General features: G+C 53.1%; 19 protein-coding genes, 2 tRNA genes and 1 pseudogene. 5 read left to right on the top strand and 17 right to left on the bottom strand.

Translation table 11 applies throughout. The features are described 5' to 3' along the window. Nucleotide 1 precedes the first annotated feature (1 nt). From KI367_RS18055 to KI367_RS18030, 6 genes are all read right to left on the bottom strand, one after another. Nucleotides 2–1,537 (bottom strand): monooxygenase, encoded by a 1,536-nt coding sequence (locus KI367_RS18055; RefSeq protein ID WP_212951364.1) that lies wholly within the window; start codon nucleotides 1,535–1,537, stop codon nucleotides 2–4. 102 nt (nucleotides 1,538–1,639) lie between these two features. Beyond that, a complete protein-coding gene (locus KI367_RS18050; protein WP_156124486.1) occupies nucleotides 1,640–2,119 on the bottom strand; it encodes a MarR family transcriptional regulator in 480 nt (159 codons plus the stop codon). Nucleotides 2,120–2,672: 553 nt separating this feature from the next. Continuing rightward, nucleotides 2,673–3,104, bottom strand: coding sequence for an SRPBCC family protein (locus KI367_RS18045; protein WP_036706589.1), 432 nt, complete (start codon nucleotides 3,102–3,104; stop codon nucleotides 2,673–2,675). 32 nt (nucleotides 3,105–3,136) lie between these two features. Then, nucleotides 3,137–4,771: an FAD-dependent monooxygenase gene (locus KI367_RS18040; RefSeq protein ID WP_212951362.1), complete on the bottom strand. Its 1,635-nt coding sequence runs from the start codon at nucleotides 4,769–4,771 to the stop codon at nucleotides 3,137–3,139. Nucleotides 4,772–4,804: 33 nt separating this feature from the next. Then, the gene (locus KI367_RS18035) at nucleotides 4,805–5,356 is read right to left on the bottom strand and encodes a PadR family transcriptional regulator (protein ID WP_246537066.1); all 552 of its coding nucleotides are present in this window, start codon (nucleotides 5,354–5,356) and stop codon (nucleotides 4,805–4,807) included. Nucleotides 5,357–5,623: 267 nt separating this feature from the next. Further along, nucleotides 5,624–5,708: transfer RNA gene (locus KI367_RS18030), tRNA-Leu, on the bottom strand. Between the two features lie 711 nt (nucleotides 5,709–6,419). On the opposite strand from KI367_RS18030, the gene KI367_RS18025 reads away from it, so the two are divergent. The 3 genes and pseudogenes from KI367_RS18025 to rplD form a co-directional block, all read left to right on the top strand. After that, entirely contained in the window at nucleotides 6,420–7,457 is a 1,038-nt protein-coding gene (locus KI367_RS18025) for a Cfr family 23S rRNA (adenine(2503)-C(8))-methyltransferase (RefSeq protein WP_212951359.1), read from the top strand. A 181-nt stretch (nucleotides 7,458–7,638) separates the two neighbouring features. Beyond that, nucleotides 7,639–7,902 carry a CD3324 family protein gene (locus KI367_RS18020; RefSeq protein ID WP_212951357.1) on the top strand — a complete coding sequence of 88 codons (264 nt, stop codon included), beginning with the start codon at nucleotides 7,639–7,641 and terminating at the stop codon, nucleotides 7,900–7,902. Further along, nucleotides 7,903–8,475: pseudogene (gene rplD, locus KI367_RS18015) on the top strand (50S ribosomal protein L4); the annotation flags it as partial. Between the two features lie 165 nt (nucleotides 8,476–8,640). Here rplD and KI367_RS18010 read toward each other — a convergent pair. The 10 genes from KI367_RS18010 to KI367_RS17965 form a co-directional block, all read right to left on the bottom strand. Continuing rightward, a tRNA-Leu gene (locus tag KI367_RS18010) sits at nucleotides 8,641–8,725 on the bottom strand. 51 nt (nucleotides 8,726–8,776) lie between these two features. Further along, nucleotides 8,777–8,995 (bottom strand): hypothetical protein, encoded by a 219-nt coding sequence (locus KI367_RS18005; protein WP_212951354.1) that lies wholly within the window; start codon nucleotides 8,993–8,995, stop codon nucleotides 8,777–8,779. A 24-nt stretch (nucleotides 8,996–9,019) separates the two neighbouring features. Next, a complete protein-coding gene (locus KI367_RS18000; RefSeq protein ID WP_212951352.1) occupies nucleotides 9,020–10,111 on the bottom strand; it encodes a carbohydrate ABC transporter permease in 1,092 nt (363 codons plus the stop codon). Continuing rightward, entirely contained in the window at nucleotides 10,112–11,194 is a 1,083-nt protein-coding gene (locus KI367_RS17995) for a carbohydrate ABC transporter permease (protein ID WP_036706574.1), read from the bottom strand. A 165-nt stretch (nucleotides 11,195–11,359) separates the two neighbouring features. Further along, nucleotides 11,360–12,775, bottom strand: a complete 1,416-nt coding sequence (locus KI367_RS17990; protein WP_036706572.1) for an ABC transporter substrate-binding protein — start codon at nucleotides 12,773–12,775, stop codon at nucleotides 11,360–11,362. A 332-nt stretch (nucleotides 12,776–13,107) separates the two neighbouring features. After that, a complete protein-coding gene (locus KI367_RS17985; protein ID WP_036706570.1) occupies nucleotides 13,108–14,112 on the bottom strand; it encodes a LacI family DNA-binding transcriptional regulator in 1,005 nt (334 codons plus the stop codon). A 180-nt stretch (nucleotides 14,113–14,292) separates the two neighbouring features. Beyond that, nucleotides 14,293–14,868 (bottom strand): spore coat protein, encoded by a 576-nt coding sequence (locus KI367_RS17980; protein WP_036706567.1) that lies wholly within the window; start codon nucleotides 14,866–14,868, stop codon nucleotides 14,293–14,295. Nucleotides 14,869–15,006: 138 nt separating this feature from the next. After that, entirely contained in the window at nucleotides 15,007–15,690 is a 684-nt protein-coding gene (locus KI367_RS17975) for a hypothetical protein (RefSeq protein WP_036706563.1), read from the bottom strand. Further along, on the bottom strand, nucleotides 15,687–16,583 hold the full coding sequence (locus KI367_RS17970) for an ABC transporter ATP-binding protein (RefSeq protein WP_036706560.1): 897 nt from the start codon (nucleotides 16,581–16,583) through the stop codon (nucleotides 15,687–15,689). Before KI367_RS17970 ends, KI367_RS17975 begins: the two co-directional genes overlap by 4 nt. Further along, on the bottom strand, nucleotides 16,580–16,951 hold the full coding sequence (locus KI367_RS17965; protein WP_036706557.1) for a GntR family transcriptional regulator: 372 nt from the start codon (nucleotides 16,949–16,951) through the stop codon (nucleotides 16,580–16,582). The genes KI367_RS17970 and KI367_RS17965 overlap by 4 nt, the downstream gene beginning before the upstream one ends. A 242-nt stretch (nucleotides 16,952–17,193) precedes the next feature. On the opposite strand from KI367_RS17965, the gene KI367_RS17960 reads away from it, so the two are divergent. Together KI367_RS17960 and KI367_RS17955 are read left to right on the top strand one after the other, a co-directional pair. Next, a complete protein-coding gene (locus tag KI367_RS17960; protein ID WP_212951350.1) occupies nucleotides 17,194–17,868 on the top strand; it encodes a Crp/Fnr family transcriptional regulator in 675 nt (224 codons plus the stop codon). Between the two features lie 83 nt (nucleotides 17,869–17,951). Continuing rightward, nucleotides 17,952–18,512, top strand: a complete 561-nt coding sequence (locus KI367_RS17955; protein ID WP_212951349.1) for a peroxiredoxin family protein — start codon at nucleotides 17,952–17,954, stop codon at nucleotides 18,510–18,512. On the opposite strand, the gene KI367_RS17950 is transcribed toward KI367_RS17955, so the two are convergent. Further along, complete coding sequence (locus KI367_RS17950; protein ID WP_246537064.1) at nucleotides 18,454–19,152, bottom strand: O-methyltransferase; 699 nt, start codon at nucleotides 19,150–19,152, stop codon at nucleotides 18,454–18,456. The genes KI367_RS17955 and KI367_RS17950 overlap by 59 nt on opposite strands. Nucleotides 19,153–19,227 lie beyond the last annotated feature (75 nt).

The raw sequence follows: 19,227 nt of genomic DNA, 5'->3' as shown, positions 1-19,227 counted from the left end.
TTTATTTCCCCCCCGGCTTTTGTTCGCCCGAACCGCCCGTCAAGCTGCTCAAGGCCCCTGCCCAACGAACGACGCCGTCCCTGATCGCGCCTGCCGGATCCGGGTCCGACACGGGCACCGCCCAGGCGATATGGCCGTCCGGACGGATCAAAGCGGTATGAACATCGTCCCAATGGGGCGCTTTCGCCGCCAATGAAGCTTCGATCACTTGAAGATGCCCATAACGATCCCACTCCCCGCTGGTTTTCACCTCCGAAGACAGATGCAGCAAAAGAAACTTTCCTGACCGGAGCAGTTGATACGTGCTGGCCAAATCGCCGTCTTTCAGCCGCAGAATCAATTCTGTCGAACGCTTCCCGTTTAAAGCATGGTACGGCGCTTGGTCATCGGGCGCGTAGTGGACATTGAAGGCGGAAATTTGCTCCGCCATCTGACGGTTCACCTCCGGATGAAGAAGAAGTTTCGACATGATGCTCCGGAGTTCCATGACGCCGGGACTCGTATCCATCAGCGTAAACTGCGCTTCCGTATTGCTCAGCATCGCCGTGCTCCAAGGAAAACGCTCTGCGTGATAGCTGTCGAGCAGCCACTCCGGCGCCCAGCCTTGAACCGCTCCGGCGAGTTTCCATCCCAGGTTCACCGCTTCTTGAAGGCCGACATTCATCCCCTGTCCTCCCGCCGGAAAATGAATACGTGCGGCATCTCCCGCGAGAAACAGCCGATTGTCCCGATAGCGGCTCGCTTGCCGCGTGGCATTCCCGAAACGCGACGCCCACTTCGCCTCAGCCAGCCCAAAATCGCTTCCCGCCGTCCGCATCAGCGACGATCGCAATTCTTCCAACGTAACCGGCTCGTGTTTGGATGCAGACGATCTTTCCGGATCCAGCATTAGGATTCGATAAGTCGTCGAATCGATAGGGAAAATCGATACGATTCCCTTCTCACCCATGCGGGAGACAACGCTCATCGGCGGAAGGCCGGGAAGGGCGGCATCCGCCAAAATAGCCATAAACGTCGCGTCGTGGCCCTCGAACGGTATGCCCGCTTGTTTTCGGACCAGACTTTTGGCCCCGTCCGTGCCGACGACGTACGCGGATCTGAGCGTCCCCTCCCCCTGAGGGCCCGACATGCGCACGGCAACGCCTTCCTCATCCTGATGCACGGACAAAGCTTCCGTTTCCCTCCGTATTTCTACGCCCAAGTCCAGCGCCCATTGCTCCAGCACTTCTTCCGTTTCGCTTTGCGGCAAAAATAGGGTGTGATTGGAGGAAGAATCCAACACCGAAAAGTCCAAGGGCGTATCCAATGAGGCAAAATGCCCCATCGGCAAACGGCGCCCTCTATCCAGCAGCTTCGATTTCAAGCCGCGCATATCCATGATTTCAAGCGTTCGCGGATGAACGGTAAGCGCGCGCGAAAACGGCGTGGCGCTTTTTAATCGTTCCAGTATGCAGACGTTGACGCCGGCCAAAGCCAACTCTCCTGCCAGCATCATGCCAACGGGTCCTCCGCCGATCAGTATCACATCATAATCCATAGCCATGACCTCTTTCCCCAAACCCGAACTTGGAAGATGAAAGCGACAAAGACCAGCCTCGCCAGGCCATGGATGGATCCACCGGCGTCTTTACCGCTGTCCTTAACGATAGAAGTCCGACAGATCTCCCAACAGCCGCTTTATAAAATCAAGTTCGGATTCGCTGTATTTATCCAAAAACTCGTACATCCTCTGCTGTTCCTTGCGATGAAGTTCATCATGAAGGGCAAAAAGCTTTTTCCCGGCCGTCGTGAGCCGGAAATACACTTCTTTTTTGTTATCGTTGAGCTGCGTCTTGCGTACCCAGCCTGCGTTCAATAACTTATTGGTAATTTTCGAGGTGTTCCCTTTGCTTAGATTCATCTTTTCGGCGATCGAAGTGACATTGATCGGCTCCTGCTCCCCAATGCATGCGATGGTGTGCAGCTCCGTCATGTTCAGGGTGGATTCCACTTCGATCGTTTTCCGGAGTTCCTCCAGAAAAACGGCGGTTTCCCGGTTCTCATATTGTTCCTTTTGCTCAAGGAATCGAATGAAATTGTCATGGATCGCAATTTTGACCATCCGGTTCGTATCGTTCATGATTTGGCAAGCTCCTCAAACTCATTTTTTCTTCATTATATCTAAAATTAGTTTCACACGAAACAATATGAGCAAACCGAAGGAATTTCAGCCGTGAATGAAACGGCTAATTCAGTTTTCAGACCATGGACAACCCCCTTAATATTTCATTATTGTTTCCTGAGAATAAATATAAATTGCTTAAATAAAAGGAATTACAGGCATATCATAAAAATATTTATTCATATGAAACAATTTTATTTTATGTTTTGTTTTTTTCTTTGTCAACTCGTTCCCGGGGCGTGAGATCGCTCGACCAAATGCCGGCGGCTCATAAACCCATTATGTTCGAGTTGCCGGTCCATGGCGCGGGAGATCCGCCAGCCGCTTTCCGAGCGCCTGCCATCGAATCATCTGCGGCTATGGGCCAGCGAAAAAAGGCTTGCAAACCGCCTAATAGCCATCTGCAAGCCTTTTTCATTGTGACGAGCGAACGCCGCCCTGTCGCCTTTGTCGGATTTTTGTCTCGAACTATCTTAATTATTAAGATAAATAAGTAAAAAATAGCTTTTTGTCAGTCCTGGAGGACCGCTTTCAAACCGGCTGCGGTTTGCGGCAGCTCCTTTTTCATCGATTGGCGCATAAAAAACTCGGCCACCTTCGGCACGTTGCCGACTTCAATGGCGAAATGAACCCGGCAGGATGCGTCGGAGATCGGCTCAATACGGTAGCTTTCGCGAAAGGATTGTTTTTCATGGGGAGCCGTCTCCAAGATCAGCAACTGATCCTGAACAAGTTCGGTCACGACCATCGTTTTTTCGCTTTTGAAGCCCGAGTATTTTCCGCTTTCGAAATATTCGGTCCCGACCCGGGCCGGTCCTTCAGGCGTCACGCGGGTTTCGATAATGCCTTTAATCCAGGCGGCCCGTTCCTCCAGATCAATGAGACGCGAAAAAACGCCGGAGGCAGGATAATCATAGGTTTCCGTATGCTCAAACGTAAGCATGGTCATCTTCCTTTCCTTCATGGGTACAGGGGTTAACGAAAGAGAATGGTCGATAAGGCCCCCGTTAAAACTCGTTCCATTTCTTCCAGGTCCGTTCCGGCAGCCTTGCTCCGCCATCCGATGTAACCGTCCGGCCGCACGATGACCGCTCCCGCAGAGGCGATTCCGTAAGCATCGAGAAAATCGTTCCCGGGATTGCCGATCCCGCCTTCATCCCCGCCGATCCGATAGATATCCATCGGAAGATGGAGCGCCTCTTGGGCAAGTTGAGCGGCCTCCAGCCAGTTTTGCCCGTCAGGGCCGACGAGCAGCACGAACCGGGAACCAAACAGGTCCAATGTTGAAAAGGTCTGACCGTCCCGCTCCAGAACGACGTGCGCCGCGCGGGTTCCCGGCTGCCCCGTCCATAACTCGGGCGACTGCACGTTAGGGAGGTTTGCCCCGCCGGATTCCGGTACGATGGCGCCTTCCGGATAACGGTAACCCATATTGACGTGCAAGGTGTTGACGGTAATTCCTTCCGATCCTTCATGTTCGCGCTGTTGGGACAACATGACGACCTGCTCCGCCGTGTAATCCGCAACGGGACGCCGCTCCGCATCGTAAGTGCCCAGCAAATCCGGACCGGCTTCCCCGCGCAAGACCGCGGCCAGCTTCCAGGCGAGATTGTGCGCCTCGGCGATGCCGGTGTTGCCGCCCAAACCGCCGCTTGGCGGTTGAACCCTTGCCGAATCGCCGACCAGAAACATCCGGCCTTGTTGGAAGCTGTCCGCGACGCGCGCAGCCATTTCCCAAGTCAACACCTTATGGAGCGTGACGGGAATGTCCGGAATTCCGATCGCTGCCCGAATGAGCTCTATGCATCGTTCCTCCGGATAATCGGCGATGCTTTCCTCCTCCGGGTCATACACGACGTCCAATCGGTACATATGCGGTCTTCTGTGCGTTCCAGGGTACAGCACAAGGCTCCCGCTTGTCGTATCATTGGCAAAAAAACACATATGTGCGTTTTGGCTTGCAAACAGTTCATGAATATCCGCATCGAAAACCATGCTGACCAGATGGCAAAGCGTCCCTTCCCCGTGCTGGCCAATGCCTAATTTGGCGCGGATCCCGCTTTTGCTTCCATCGGCCCCAACCAAATACTTCGCCCGAACCGTGCGCGTTTCCCCGCTGATCCGATCGCGAATGACGGCCGAAACGCCGTCCCCGTCGGCTTCAAAGTCGATCATTTCCGTGTTGTATCGCAAACGGACGCCGGCTTGCTCGGCCTGTTCCCGGAGGACGGGCTCCAGCAGGTCCTGGGCAATGCCGTTTCCTTCCACGGGACTAAGATCCGTAAAATAAGCGCTCATATCCTCCATCAGGTTATCAAACGTTTGTCCGGCCAAGCTTTCGACGAACATGACGCCGAATTCCCGCGGGAAAGGAGGCTCTTCGCGGCGGATCTCATCTTCGATTCCGGCCGAGCGGAATATTTCCAGCGTTCGGGCCGTCAGGCTCGAAACGCGCGGGTGAATCGACGTTCCCGGATGACGCTCGACGACCAAAGGCCGTATTCCCTGGCGCGCCAGTAAAAGGGAGAAGGAAAGCCCCACCAGGCTTCCTCCGACCACGAGGACAGGAACCGTTTCATCAAACGAGGAGTGATCAAGGAGTGTATTCATCCAACATCCGTCCTTTCGGATCCAAAATGGTTTTCATTCAAAGCCGTGCTCCAAACGCCGGGCTGTCTCGCGCAGTTCTTCCATGCTCCATTTCAGCTTTTCGGTTTGGATATCCGCGATCACCGATTGGAGCCAGGCCATTTCAGCCGCAAGCACCGCCCGCTGATATTCGGTCTCCAGCAAAAACAAACGCGGCAGGCCTATCGCCGCTTCCGATTGCATCTGATCTTCGAGCCGGGCGAACATGCCTTCAAGAGTGCCCAATCTTTTGGCGAATAGCGATGCGACCTCTTCCGGCGTTAACAGCGCAAGAAAAGATACGGCGGCGGGAAACTCCAAAAACTCCTGGGCGGGCGTCGAGATCATCTCCCGAATCCATGCATAAGCGGCATTTCGGCCTAAATCCGTAATTTCGTAAACGACTAAATCCGGCTTCCCTTCATTCTTTTTTTTCCCTTGGATCGCAATGGCGTTGTCCCGATGCAGCCGGTCGATCGTTTGGTAAATGCTCGTTCGGTGGCGAACGTTGATGACTTCTTCTTTCCCCCTCTCCTTAATGAGCTGCTGCATACGGTAAGGATGCATGGGCTCCTCGATCAGGAAACAAAGAATGGCTAGTGCGACGGGCGACTTTTTGATCGTGTTGTTTTTCATAGTCATAATATTAATATTAATAATATGACGTGTCAACTGAATAAGTCCACTCAATGGAAATTTTTGTAAAATGGGCGCGATCGGGCAAAAAGAGCTGGAGAGATCGGCCATCCGGCGATCCAATCTCCGCACGCGCTCCGAATACGCAAAAAAGCCCTTGAATTTGTCTTTCGACAAATCAAGGGCTTTTTATTGTGATGCGGTCGAGAGGACTCGAACCTCCACGGGGGGTTAGCCCACACGGACCTGAACCGTGCGCGTCTGCCAATTCCGCCACGACCGCATATTTCCATCGTTGCATTGTTTTGCAGCAACAAAATATATATTATACCCATTTTCTAATAGTGTCAATAATCTTTTTATTTTTGCATGATCAGTTCAAGCGTGGACAAGCCTTGGCGCTCCGGAAGTTGCAGCTCGCAGCCATTTCAACCGCCAATTCGATCGCTCAGCGCATGGACGAGATGCCAAGTTGAAAAGCGAAACGGGTTGTGCTACAATGCTGGTAATTTCATTCGGGGAGATGATGGGAATAATGTAATATTTCTTGCTTATTTACGATGATAAAACAAGATTGTTTTATTTGTTGTTAAGCAAGAAAGTTACTTATTCTTTTCGCTCCATTCAATAACCGGATCTAATCCATTCATGGGGTTAGATGTTGTATTTGTTTGAGCTGCGGGAAAGGTAACTTTCTTGCGGCTCTTTGTTTTTTTCGAGAAAGTGATCTGATTTAGCAAAAATATCGCCAGTTGACGAGGAGGCTGAAATACATGTTTGAGGTCGTAAACAATCGTGTGAATCGTTCATTGTCCGTTGGTACGGTTCACGAACATATGAAACGGATGCCGGAGCGTTATCCATCTATCGATCGATGCACGTAGCGGCCGAAGCTGCAAGCATCACGGATTGTCATATAGTTGGTTAATGTTGGCGTGAAGCATCCTTTACCGGTGCTTTAGGCTTGTTCTCCGGCCCAAGAGGAGAAAAAAACATGAAATCAACTTCAAAATACGAAATGATTCAACGGATATTGACCGAATTGAAGCAGCCCGCCTATCGGTTTCAACAAATCGCGGATGCGATCTTCAAGCAAAAAATCGGTGAATATGACAGAATGACCATCCTGCCCGAGGGAATAAGAAACGAACTGATCAAAAACCTTGGCGAACACGTGTTGAACCTAACCCCTGTCCTGCAAAAGACGTCCAGCCAAGTGAATAAAGTGCTTTTTTCCATTGAAGGCGGCGAACGCATCGAAGCGGTTCAACTAAGCTATGAGCGCGGATGGAAATCATACTGCATTTCCAGCCAGTGCGGATGCGGATACGGTTGCCGCTTCTGTGCCACAGGCACGATCGGACTGAAACGAAATCTGACCGCCGATGAAATTACCGACCAATTGTTATACTTTCATTTGCAGGGCGAAGCCCTGGACAGCGTTTCGTTTATGGGCATGGGTGAGGCGCTGGCCAATCCTTATATTTTCGACGCGCTTAAGATTCTAACGGACCCCCGGACCTTCGGCTTGGGGCACCGGCGAATTACCGTTTCGACCATCGGCATTTTGCCCGGGATCGATCGTTTGACAAAGGAATTTCCGCAGGTGAACCTGACCTTTTCGCTGCACTCTCCGTTCGACGAACAGCGGAGCGAGCTCATGCCCATTAACAACCGCTTTCCGCTTCATGACGTGTTGAACAAGTTGGATCAGCATATTGGGGAGACAGGCAGAAAAGTATATATTGCGTATATCTTGCTCCGGGGACAAAACGATTCAAATGAACATGCGGAAGCCATCGCTGCTTTGCTAAGGGACAGAGGTCCTTGGGAACATTTATACCATGTCAATTTGATCCCCTACAATTCAACCGACGTGACGCCCGAAAGCTTTCGCCAATCGGACAAAGACCGGGTTCGAAAGTTTGCCGGGATTTTAAAATCCCAAGGAATCAAGGTCACTGTGCGAACCCAATTCGGAACGGACATTGATGCAGCATGCGGTCAACTATACGGTCACGACAGTCAATGAGTTAGCACGAAAACATATCGATCAAGGAGAATGAATGATGTCTCGTCACAACCTTGCAATCACCCATGTTCAATTCCATGCAAAGACAGATATTTGGTGATATTTGCATGGAATAACGTCATCACCAATCATGCTGGCTTTGCTGCTTGAGATAGGATATGAATTCAAGGAGTGGGTCTTCATGAGATATATTAACGCGAACGCGATTCTCCCCAAAGAATTGGTCGAAAAGTTGCAAAATTTTGTGCAAGGCGAGTACCTTTATATTCCGGCAATCAAGGATCAGCACAAACATTGGGGGGAATTATCCGGTTCCCGGGAGGAAATCGATCGGCGAAACCGGGACATCATGCACGCTTACGCTTGCGGTGCTTCGATACAAGAACTCGCAGAATCTTACTGCCTTTCGGTTTATGCCATCCGAAAAATCATTTACAGCAAATAAAAACTTGAAGCATCCATTTTCGGCATCGTTCCCCATGAACCGGTTATGCATGAAGCCGTTGTCAATTACCTGGCAAATAAACGCAGAGGAACGCAATCTGCATTAACACGCGGTGAAGTTAGGGGCGGCGGCAGAAAACCGTATAAGCAAAACAAAATCGATCGGTCTAGAGCGGGTTCGATTCGCATGCCGCATTGGCGAGGCGGAGGAGTCGTGTTTGCTCCCAAACCCCGGGACTACAGCTACAAGCTCAATAAAAAGGTGAAGCGGCTCGCTCTAAAATCGGCATTGTCCAGCAAGGTCCAAAACAAAGAATTCATTGTCGTCGACGAGATCAAGTTGGAACATTACAGGACGAAGACCATCGTAGCTATGCTTCATGCTCTTGGGGCGGATAAAAAGGCGCTGATCGTTACGCCTACTATCGATAACATTGTGATGAAAAGCGCCAATAACATCCCTGGCGTGGAAACGGCCGCAGCCGATTCCCTCAACGTATACCAAATTCTGAAATGCGATCGATTCATCATCGCCAAAGAAGCCGTCACGATGATCACGGAAATGTACTCGTAAATGAGGCAAATACCATACATGATTTGAATCCGTACTCATGACTTCTAAGCTCTATGACCGTTTCAAAGTCCCTCTGCCCTGGTAGAGAACAACAACTTCATGATCAAAATACAAAAAAGCTCGCAAACGGCTATAAAAGCAATCTGCGAGCTTTTTCTGATAGAATGCGGTCGAGAGGACTCGAACCTCCACGGGGGGTTAGCCCACACGGACCTGAACCGTGCGCGTCTGCCAATTCCGCCACGACCGCATATCGGTCATCGTCTTCGTCGAAAGCATTCTTTCGCGGCGACAAGATAGATCATATCATGACAAGCCTCTCATCGTCAAGCATTTTGTTAAAAAAGTTTTCGAGAATAAAAGACGCCAATTTCGTCCTCCGCAAATGCCCCGGCCCTCCCCGAAAAAACACGGGCACATCCGCGCAAAGCCCCCGTTCCGGCGGCTCTTTCCGGACATGCCCCATGTTCGTGACCCAATAACGCAAAACATGACTGCGGTATGTTCCGATGTTTATCATTAAGCGGGAACTTCTTCCCTCGTTTTACCCTTTCACCGAACCGCCCATCAACCCTCTGACGAAGTACTTTTGCAGCAGGAAGAAAATCGCCAGCGGCATCAGCATGGAGATGAAGGCTGCGGACGTCAGCAGGTGCCAGTCGTTTCCGCGCGAGCCGACGAGGTCGGCGATCTTCATCGACATGACCTGCACTTCCGGCTGGTTGCCGATAAAGATGAGCGAAACCAGATAATCGTTCCATACCCACAGGAACTGGAAAATGCCGATCGAAGCCAGCGCTGGCACCGACAAAGGCAAAATCAGCCTGCTGAAAATGGTAAAATGGCTCGCGCCGTCGATAAAGGCGGATTCGAACAAATCCTTCGGCAGCTGGCTGATGAAGTTATACATGAAATAAGTGACCAGCGGCAGGCCAAAAGCCGAATGCGCCAGCCAGATGCCGAGATAGCTGCCGTTCAGGCCCAGCGCGGTATAATCCTTCAGCACCGGTATCAGCGCCACCTGCAGCGGAACGACCAGCATCGCGATGATGACCGCAAACAGCGTTTTCCGGCCGGGGAACCGCAGCCAAGCGAAGGCATAAGCGGCAAACGAAGCGATCAGGATCGGGATGACGGTCGCCGGGATGGCGATCGTCAGCGTATTCCAGAACGCTTGCGAGAGGCCCGTTCCCTTTTCCTTCGTTTCGCTGCCGTCCGGTCCTTTCAGCGTGTACTCTTTGCCGGAAATGACGTTTTTGTAGTTGTCGAGCGTCAGCCGGGTGCTAGCCACCCAACCCGGTTTTTGCACGCTGATCTCGCGGTTGCGGCGGTTCTCCCAAATAAGGCGCTCGTCTCCCGACTTCACGCCCGCTTTCAGCTGATCGTCGGAGTAGGTTTTGCCGTTCACTTCGATCGGCTGGCGCAGGTCCACGTCCCTGGACAGCTTGATCGTATCCGTCGTTTTCCATTCCTGATGCGGGAACACCTTCCACCAGCCGGTCTGGAGAATATCCGCGGCAGGTCTGAAGGAAGAAATCAGCAGGCCCACGGTCGGAATCAGCCAAATGAAGCAAATGATGCCAAGGATAAGGTTAACGAGCCACTTTTTGCCCTTTTTCTTCTTTTTTCCGGCCATTTAGAATCCCCCCTGCTTGCGGATTTGGCGAAGGTTGAAGTAGATCACAGGCAGCACCGCGATCAGGAGCACAATCGCCAGCGTCGAACCGTACCCGAAGTTGCGGTACATGAAGAACTGCCGGTAAAACTGCGTCGCCACCACTTCGGTGTCGTATTGGCCGCCCGTCATGACCATGACGACGTCGAATATTTTCAGCGTGAACACGATGATCGTCGTCGTGACCGTCAGCAGCGTCGTCGAGATATACGGGATGATGATGCGGAAAAAGATGCGGATCTCCCCCGCCCCGTCCACGCGCGCCGCTTCAAGGATGTCGTCGGGAACGCCTTTGATCGCCGCCGAAAAAATCACCATCGCAAAGCCTGTCTGCATCCAAATCAGGATGATGATCAGGAAAAAGTTGTTCCATGGCTGCAGCATGGTCACCCAGGCCTGCGGCTCGCCCCCAAGCGCGATCACGATCGCATTCAGGAGGCCGATCTGCTCGGTGCCGGGCTGGTAATAATAAACGAATTTCCAAATGACGCCCGCAGCCACGAAGGAAATGGCCATCGGCATGAAAATAATCGATTTTGCGATCCGCTCATAACTGCTCCGGTCCGCAAGGATGGCAATAAGCAGCCCGAGGGCCACGCAGGCCAGCGTACCGACGAATACCCACAGCAGGTTGTTGCGCAAAGCGGTCGCGAGGAGCCGGTCGCTGAAAATCGCCAGATAGTTGCCCAGACCGACGAACTTATCAGAAGATGCATTAAAAAAGCTTAAATAAAGCGTCCGCAGCGCCGGCAGCACCAGCAGCCAACCCAGCAAAAGAACGGCCGGCCCGATGAAAACGTACGGCAGCATCCTGCGGCTGATCTGCTCCGGAAACTGCTCTACCGCCCAACTGAACGAAAGGTACAGCAAGTAAACGCCCGCGACTCCCCATATGACCGCAAACAGCGCCGTCAACAGCGGATTCAGCGTCGAATCCCGGAACAGCATGAAGATGGCTCCGTGGACAAATATATTAAGCAGCAGCACTACGACAAAGAGCAGCGCGGCTTTCAGGCTGAAATTCTTTTTCGCTTGCGTATTCATAAGTCGTTCCTGCCCTTCGATATCTCAAAACCCCCGGTAAGCGGCTTCGTCGGCATTGCGCGCCGCCGCTACAGCAGGGATCATCGGATATAGATTCTTTGGAAAAAAGGGGCGGCCGCACAGCCGCATACCGCCCCGATTCGTTCGATGGATCCATGATTTGCGTTATTTGTTGTCCCAGCCTTTTTGAATTTGCTGCAGCGCTTCATCCAGCGAAGCGGTTCCGCTGACGTAGTCGGTCATGCCTTTCCAGAAGGAGCCTGCGCCGACTTTGCCCGGCATCAGGTCCGAGCCGTCGAAACGAAGCGTCGTTGCATCCTGCACGAGTTTCGCCATCCGTCTGTCGGATTCGGAATTGTACCATTCCAGCGGGGCGTCGTTCATTGGCGCGATCACGCCGCCGGACTGCACCCAGGACTTGATGGACTCGCCGGTCGTGAAAAATTCCATGACGGCGCGCACTTCCGGACGGTCGTTGAACATTGCATAGATGTCCCCTGCGACGAGCACCGGTTTGCCGTATTTTTCGTCGATCGGCGGCAGGTAGAACCAGTCGTAGTCCTGATCCACTTTCGCGGTTTCAGGGAAGAAGCTGGTAATGAAGTTGCCGGTCAGGTTAAACCAGGCTTTCGGCGGATTTTCGAACATCGGCTTCGGCGCGTCGCCAAAGGCCGTCGTGACGATCGATTTGGTGCCGCCGTACACGTAATCTTTGTTCATCCAGATTTTAGACATGATTTCAAACGCGTTTTTCACTTCCGGCGAAGTGAACGGCAGCTCGCCCTTGACCCATTTGTCGTAGTTTTCAGGCGTTGTCGTGCGCAGCATGATGTTTTCGATCCAGTCGGTGCCCGGCCAGCCGGTGGCGGCGCCGCTTTCGATGCCGATCGCCCATGCCGGATCTCCGTCCTTGGCGATTTGCTCGGTCAAGGCCATCATCTCGTCCCAAGTTTCGGGCACTTTGTAGCCGGCTTCTTCAAATTGCTTTTTCGGATACCACACCAGGCTTTTCACGTTGCTCCGGTTCCAGATCCCGGCCATGATTTTGCCGTCTTTGCCGTCCATGGTGGCCATGTCCAGCCAGCTTTGGTTGTAGTTTTTCTTTAGCTTTTCCTGATCGAGAATGTTCGTCAGATCGACGACTTTGCCGGTTTTCGCGATCGAAGCGAGCAAGCCCGGCTGCGGGAAGTCGGCGATATCCGGCGCGTTGCCGCCGTCGACGCGGACGTTGATCGTCGCCTCGAATTCTTTGGAGCCTTCGTACTGGATGTCGATGCCGGTTTTGTCTTCGAAGTCCTTGATGCTTTCTTCAAATTTCTTCTGGTCGACGTCGACGAACGGTCCGAACATCGTCACTTTCGTTCCTTTATATTTGCCCTGCAGCGCCAGCTCGAGCGGCGAGCCGGTGCCGGTTTCCGGCGCGGCGGTTTCCTGGGCCGTATCTTTTTTGTCTCCTCCGGAGGCGGCAGGTTCCGTTGTCGGCCCGGCATCCCCCGATCCTCCGCAGGCGCTCAGCAGCATCGTAAAAGACAAGCAAAGCGAGAGCAGCAAAGATGTTCTGGCTTTTTTTCCTTTGGTCATACACTAACATCCCCTTTTTAGAAATAGGCTGAAAAACGTCGATTGACTTTTTCTGGCGCCAACGATAGGCAAGCGTCTTCGTCAAACGGCCGCAGGACTGTCTTTTCCGGTCTCGGCGCGTGGTGAACAGATGCAGCGGATGCTCGGATCACCTCCTTGCAAAATCAAGGTTATTTTCAAAATACAGCGTTTTCAATTCATTCAAGTCAAACCATGTTTTTTCATAAGTGCATTGTTATAGGAACCCTCTCTATTACCCGGCTGCGCAGCATGCAAAACCAACCGGGATGCGACATTCTGAAAAGCTTTTCAAATCCAGCGCCGCAAACGCCTCACCTTTCCCGCGAAGACTCCCTGACAATCAATTTATGCTCCATCTTTTCCCTTAGAACCTCGACCTTGCCCGTCGTCACCAATTCGTGGAGCTTCTCGGCCGCGCGGTAGCCCATGTCGTACATCGGCTGCGCGATCGTCGTCAGCTTCGGAATAAACATGTTCGCGAACCGGAGGTTGTCGAAGCCGACGACCGATACCTGGCCCGGAACCAATATGTTGCGGTCTTTCAAATACGAGATGACGCCCATCGCGAATTCGTCGGCCACGCAAAAGACGGCGGTCAGCTCGGGAAAATCGGTGAACAATTCATGCGCGGCTTGATAAGCCTGCTCAAACCTGTGCGCCGCTCCCCTTACCCTCTGGACGTTTCGTTCAAGCCCCGCTTCGAGCATGGCTTTGGCGAACCCTTTGAACCTTGGCGGCCCGGAGATCGAATTTTCGTGGTCGAAACCGATCATCCCGATTTCCCGGTGGCCGAGCTCGATGAGGAACTTCGCCGCGTCGTAAGCCGCTTGCTCGTCATCGATTTCGACGCAGGGAACCTCGAACTCCTCGGAATGCGTCGACAGCAGCACAAACGGAATTTTGCAGCGGACCAGCTTCTCGTGGTATTCCGGAAACATCATGTCGCTTGCGAATACGATCCCGTCCACCTGCTTTTCGTGAAACGCGTCGATATACGAAAGCATCCTGCTTCGGTCCCTGTCGGTATTGCAGATCATCAGGCTGTACCCCAGCTTGATGCATGCGTCCTGCATGCCCCGGATAATCCCGGTGTAATAAACGTTTTCGATATCCGGAATCAGCAGGCCGAACGTAAAGGATTTGTTGTAAATCAGTCCGCGCGCAAACGAATTCGGCTGGTAACCAAGCTTCTCAATGGCCTCCAAAACGCGGATCCTTTTGTTCTCGTTGACCGACTCGGGCGCGTTCATCACCCGGGATACGGTGCTGATGGATACCTCCGCCATTTTGGCAACATCTCTAATCGTTGGCTTCATCGTCAAAACTTCCTTTACAAGAAAACCTTTTCAAGGCGATTATAGCAGGGGATTTTATCGTTGGCAATACATTTTTTGAAGCGCTTTCAGACGGGGTTTGCAGCTTGTTCCGCACAAGCAAAAAGGCCCCTCTCGCAAGGGACCTTGGCGCAAACGCGCTGCATAAACGGATCGCGGTCGTCAGCTGTACAACCGGCCCGGCTGATGTTCCGGCACCGATTTGTACATTTGCTGCATCGGCTGCAGCACGTCCTGTGAAGCCGGCACGGCCGCGTAATAACCTCTGGAAGCCATGTACTGCCAAACTTCGAAAGCCTGGTGCGAGCACATCTGGAATGCGTTCTCCAGGAACGAACGAAGCTGCGGCGTGGAGCATTCGAATGCGGACCAGGCATACTCCCGGCCGGCCCGTTTTAATGTCAGCAGGTAAGAAGTCGCGATCGCGCGGTCGTCCAGCTGATGGAGCTTCACCTGCGGCTGAAGCGGCTGATACTGCTGCGGACCCGGATTCATCGCAGGCATCGGCGGATTCATCGGCATGGCCGGAACGTTGAGCTGATCGGGCGAACTGAAGCGGTTCGCGTATTCGACCTTCATATTGTAATCCTGAACGTGCACGGCATAATGGCGGGTGATCATGTTTCTTAAGACCGGATCGGTCGCCTGATCGATGAAAAGCGCCATGCTTTGGATGGAATTCGTGCAGCTGAGCAGCAATTCGTTGAGTTCGTGGGCTTCGTGTGCACCTAACGGCATCGTCAAAATCTCCTTTAGCGATCATGGTTTTTAGAATTGTTTTCCATCCCATAAACTTCGCTCTTTATCCGGAATTTATGCATGATGCGGCAACGGGTTCAGCCGATTCCTCCCGCTTCTGCCACGTCCCTGCGTTCCTCAGATGGTCGCCCGGCGGATCATGGCGTAAGACAACAGCGCGTACACAACCGCGATCGGAGCCATCCAGACGAAAATGTCCATGTAATGATTCGCGAACCAGCCGAACAGATCGAGCCACAAATTAAAATACGTCAGCGCAAAGGTGGCCACGCTCATCAGGACAAAAAGCGCCGCAAAAAACACGAACATGCCGGTTCTTTTAAACCGCCGGTAGATGCTGGCGATCACGAAGCCCAGGAAAAACATATGCACCATCACGACAAAGTAGATGCCGAGCCGTCCGAGCGGAGAAATGCCGTCCATAAACGGAAGGTTAAAGAAATGCACGCTGACGCCCCAGCCGTCCGACAATTCCTCCGCGAGCGAAAAAAGAAGCAGAACAACCGCCGAAGCCGCCGAGACCAACACGCCCATCGCGCTCGTGCCCGCAAAGAAATCCAGCCGCCGCACGTTCAGCCCCAACGCAAAAGGAAAGGTCTGCCCCTGCACGATCAAGCTGCACACAAAAATATAAATAAATATCGATGAGAGACCGCCCGAGTTGATGTTTTCCTCTCCCCCGGTCAATCCGCCGATGGTCAGGTTGGTCGCAAAACTGAACAGCACGACGACCCACGGGATAAAAATCCAGCTCCATTTGTCTCTCCAATGCATTTTCATGACTCCTGCCATCCGGTTCATCCGAGTTCGGCCACCTTTCCATTCGTTTTGCCGCTCGTTAAATGAACGATCAGCTGCTGCAGCGATACGGGGACCAGTTCGATGCCCTGCGCTTCCGCCTCCCGCCGCTCTGCCGCGCTTAAATTTCCGAGCACGGATGCCGACATCAGGCCGCCGATCGCTTCCTCATGTATAAGCTGTTTCCCTGCCGCCCAAGCGCGGACGGTTGCAGCAGGACCGACGGCGGTAAACGCTTTGCCGCGCAGGCTGTCCGCCTCTTCGTCCAGCAGGATTTTTCCGTTATCGATGACGATGACGTGCTCCAGCATATTGCTGACCTCGTCGATCAAATGCGTCGATAAAATGACCGTTCGCGGATGTTCCGCATAGTCTTCGAGCAGCCGTTCGTAAAACAGGTTCCTTGCGACCGCATCCAGCCCCAGATAAGGCTCGTCGAAAATGGTCAGCGGCGCTCGGCTGGCGAGGCCCACGATGATTCCGACCGAGGAAAGCATGCCCCGCGACAGTTTCTTCATTCGGCGTTTGACGGGGAGCCGGAAATCTTCGATCAGCTGCTCTGCGAAACCTTGATCCCAATTGGGGTAGAGGTCCGCCGCAATGTCCAGCACGTCCGCGATCCGGAACACGTCCGGATATTTCTGGCTTTCCTTGATGAAGCTCATCCGGGTCAGCACCCGGTTGTTTTCGTAAGGATGTTCCCCGAATACCTTCAGCTCCCCGCCCGACGGAAACAGCTGGGCCGTGATCATGTGCATGATCGTCGTTTTGCCCGCTCCGTTCCTGCCGAGAAGGCCGTAAATTTTGTTCTCCTCGATCGTAAAGCTCACGTCTTGGATGACGGTTTCGCTGCCGTACGTTTTATTTAACCGGTTTACTTCTACGATGCGGTTCATTGCTTCCCATCCCCTCTCCGGACCATGTCGGTCAATTGGTCGATCGTAATGCCAAGCTTCCTCGCTTCCTGAACCATCGTGATGACATACTGCTCGAAAAACTGCTCCTTCCGTTTCTCGATCAGCGTCTCCCTTGCTCCCGACGCCACGAACATGCCGATCCCCCTCTTCTTATACAGAATGCCTTGATCCACCAGAAGATTCACTCCCTTGGCCGCGGTGGCCGGATTAATCTGGTAAAAGGACGCAAACTGGTTTGTCGAAGGGACCTGCGACTCCTCCGGCAGCCCCCCTGCAATGATGTCGTCTTCAATCTTCTCGGCGATTTGTATGAATATTGGACGGCCGTCATCCATAATAGGCCCCATTTCTCCACCACCCAACTGGTTAATTACTTAAGTAACTAACCTCAATATATGCCAAAACTTTCCTCCTGTCAACCGGAAAACATAAAAAAGGGCCGGGCCGCGTCACAACGGACTCGGTCCAACCCTCACATTGGTCTCGAACCTAAATAACCACCAAATTCATCTTGCAAGCCATGATATGATAGAGGCCGAAGATTACCGGCGCCATCCGGGATCATACCACCATCGAAAGGGTGTAACAGATGAGCATAGAGACGATAAAAGAAACGAACCTGCTCGACGTTTTCCCCTCCCTGAACGGTCTTTCTCAGGAAGAATGGGAGCAAGCCCGGCCGCATGTCAAACGGTTCCCGGCCAAATCGAACATCTTCCAGCGGGAGGATGCATCGTTGTACGGCATGTTTTTGCTCCGCGGAACGGCCCGGATTACGGCGGTTCACGAAAACGGAAACGAGACGGTGCTCAACAGGCTTTCCGCGGGGGAAATCTGTTCGCTGCTTGTGCTCAGCGGGCTGTGCGGAAGGGACTATCCCGCCTATTTGGTAGCCGAAACGGACGTGGACGTGCTGTTTGTGCTCCGGAGCAGTTTCTTGCGCTGGGTGCAGTTCCATGAGTCGTTCCGCAGCACCGTTTTCGGAGGTTTGCTCGAAAGCACGTTCCGGATGATCGACATGATGGGAGAAAAGGAGCGGATGCCCGTAGAAAAGCGGCTCGCCAAAGCATTGTTGCGCGTGACCACCGAACAGGAGCCGCTCGTAGCCGCGACGCATCAAGAGCTGGCCGAGGAAATGAATTCAGCGCGCGAGGTCGTTTCGCGGACCCTTCTTAAGTTTGCGCGCAGCGGATGGGTGGAAACCGGGCGGGGACGGATCAAAATCTTGCAGAGAAACAGGCTTGAAGACATGTTGTGTGACTAAGTCACAGAGGAGGCGGCACCTTCCTGATAAGGTAGCGGTACGGGCGAGAAACGCCTTTTACCGATCATTAGGAGGGATTCACGATGAACAATCAGCTCCGCCCCGGAGATGCCGCCCCATGGTTTGAAGCGGCGGATCAGAACGGGGAACCCGTCACGCCGGACACCTATTCGGGCCGCAACCTTCTGCTCGCCTTTTTCCGCAACTCCGCTTGCGCTTTATGCAATTTACGGGTGCAGCAATTTATAAAGCGATATGAAACGTGGAAGCGGCAAGGGATGGAGGTCGTCGCCTTTTTCGAATCTCCGGAGGCAAACCTCCGCCAATACGTCGGGCGGCAAAACGCACCCTTCCCGCTTATTGCCGATCCTGAGGCAGAAATTTACGCGCGGTACGGCGTCGAGTCTTCGGAAGCGAAAATGAAGGCAACGTTAGCGCAGCCGGACATTCACGAGATTACGGCCCGGGTGGAAGCAGCCGGATTCAAACTGATTCCGGAGGAAGGCTCCAATTTCAACCGGATTCCGGCCGAATTTCTGATCGATGAACAAGGAATCGTTCAGGTCGCCCACTACGGCAGTCTCATTACCGATCATTTGCCTTTTGAGGCGATTGAACGGTTTGCTGCACGATCCCGATCATAAAACCGTCATACCCTTTGCTGCCCACCGTCTGAATCGCGGTCGCCGATATGCGCGGGTCCCCGGCGATCATATCGAAAAAGGTTCTGACGCCTCGTACCCGGGGATCGGTGCTGTGGCGGCTGGCAACTTCCCCGTCCCGGATGACGTTGTCCCCGACGATGACGGTGCCCGGACGGGAGAAGCGAAGCGCCCACTCCAAATAATGGGGATTGTTCGGTTTGTCCGCGTCGATGAAAATGAAATCGAAAGGCTCCGTCCCTTCCCGCTCCAATTCCTCCAGCAGTTCCAGCGCATTCCCCTGCCGAACTTCGATCGCATGCTCCAGCCCGGCGCGTTTGATGTTGGCATTCGCCACCTCGGCATGATGCGGCTCCAGCTCAAGCGTGATGATTTTGCCGCCCTCCGCCAGCCCTCTTGCCATCCAAATGGTGCTGTAAGCGCCAAGCGTTCCGATTTCCAGCACCCGCTTCGCCCCTTGCATTTGCACCAGCAGCTGCAGCAGCTTTCCCTGGTTTCCCGTCACGTCGATCTCCGGCAGATCCGCCTGCCGGTTCGCGACAAGCACGTCATCCAGAATCGAATCGTTCGGGCAAAGCAAATCCGTAATATACTCATCCACTTGTTCCCACGTTTGTTTCATGTTCCATCTCCTCCTCGGATTTCGCATCCACTTTTTGAAAAGCCGACCTGAAATTAGAGAGAATCAGCTTTTGAT

The sequence above is a fragment of the Paenibacillus cookii genome (assembly GCF_018333375.1).
In the GTDB taxonomy this organism is placed as follows: domain Bacteria; phylum Bacillota; class Bacilli; order Paenibacillales; family Paenibacillaceae; genus Paenibacillus_AQ; species Paenibacillus_AQ cookii.
The sequence above is the reverse complement of the archived record's forward strand: the minus strand, read 5'-3'. Positions and strand labels throughout refer to the sequence as shown.

Excerpts from the sequence above, each read along its gene's own strand:
- KI367_RS18055 (WP_212951364.1), bottom strand. The coding sequence starts at position 1,537 with ATGGATTATGATGTGATACTGATCGGCGGAGGACCCGTTGGCATGATG.
- KI367_RS18050 (WP_156124486.1), bottom strand. The coding sequence starts at position 2,119 with ATGAACGATACGAACCGGATGGTCAAAATTGCGATCCATGACAATTTC.
- KI367_RS18045 (WP_036706589.1), bottom strand. The coding sequence starts at position 3,104 with ATGCTTACGTTTGAGCATACGGAAACCTATGATTATCCTGCCTCCGGC.
- KI367_RS18040 (WP_212951362.1), bottom strand. The coding sequence starts at position 4,771 with ATGAATACACTCCTTGATCACTCCTCGTTTGATGAAACGGTTCCTGTC.
- KI367_RS18035 (WP_246537066.1), bottom strand. The coding sequence starts at position 5,356 with ATGCATCCTTACCGTATGCAGCAGCTCATTAAGGAGAGGGGGAAAGAA.
- KI367_RS18025 (WP_212951359.1), top strand. The coding sequence starts at position 6,420 with ATGAAATCAACTTCAAAATACGAAATGATTCAACGGATATTGACCGAA.
- KI367_RS18020 (WP_212951357.1), top strand. The coding sequence starts at position 7,639 with ATGAGATATATTAACGCGAACGCGATTCTCCCCAAAGAATTGGTCGAA.
- KI367_RS18005 (WP_212951354.1), bottom strand. The coding sequence starts at position 8,995 with ATGATAAACATCGGAACATACCGCAGTCATGTTTTGCGTTATTGGGTC.
- KI367_RS18000 (WP_212951352.1), bottom strand. The coding sequence starts at position 10,111 with ATGGCCGGAAAAAAGAAGAAAAAGGGCAAAAAGTGGCTCGTTAACCTT.
- KI367_RS17995 (WP_036706574.1), bottom strand. The coding sequence starts at position 11,194 with ATGAATACGCAAGCGAAAAAGAATTTCAGCCTGAAAGCCGCGCTGCTC.
- KI367_RS17990 (WP_036706572.1), bottom strand. The coding sequence starts at position 12,775 with ATGACCAAAGGAAAAAAAGCCAGAACATCTTTGCTGCTCTCGCTTTGC.
- KI367_RS17985 (WP_036706570.1), bottom strand. The coding sequence starts at position 14,112 with ATGAAGCCAACGATTAGAGATGTTGCCAAAATGGCGGAGGTATCCATC.
- KI367_RS17980 (WP_036706567.1), bottom strand. The coding sequence starts at position 14,868 with ATGCCGTTAGGTGCACACGAAGCCCACGAACTCAACGAATTGCTGCTC.
- KI367_RS17975 (WP_036706563.1), bottom strand. The coding sequence starts at position 15,690 with ATGAACCGGATGGCAGGAGTCATGAAAATGCATTGGAGAGACAAATGG.
- KI367_RS17970 (WP_036706560.1), bottom strand. The coding sequence starts at position 16,583 with ATGAACCGCATCGTAGAAGTAAACCGGTTAAATAAAACGTACGGCAGC.
- KI367_RS17965 (WP_036706557.1), bottom strand. The coding sequence starts at position 16,951 with ATGGGGCCTATTATGGATGACGGCCGTCCAATATTCATACAAATCGCC.
- KI367_RS17960 (WP_212951350.1), top strand. The coding sequence starts at position 17,194 with ATGAGCATAGAGACGATAAAAGAAACGAACCTGCTCGACGTTTTCCCC.
- KI367_RS17955 (WP_212951349.1), top strand. The coding sequence starts at position 17,952 with ATGAACAATCAGCTCCGCCCCGGAGATGCCGCCCCATGGTTTGAAGCG.
- KI367_RS17950 (WP_246537064.1), bottom strand. The coding sequence starts at position 19,152 with ATGAAACAAACGTGGGAACAAGTGGATGAGTATATTACGGATTTGCTT.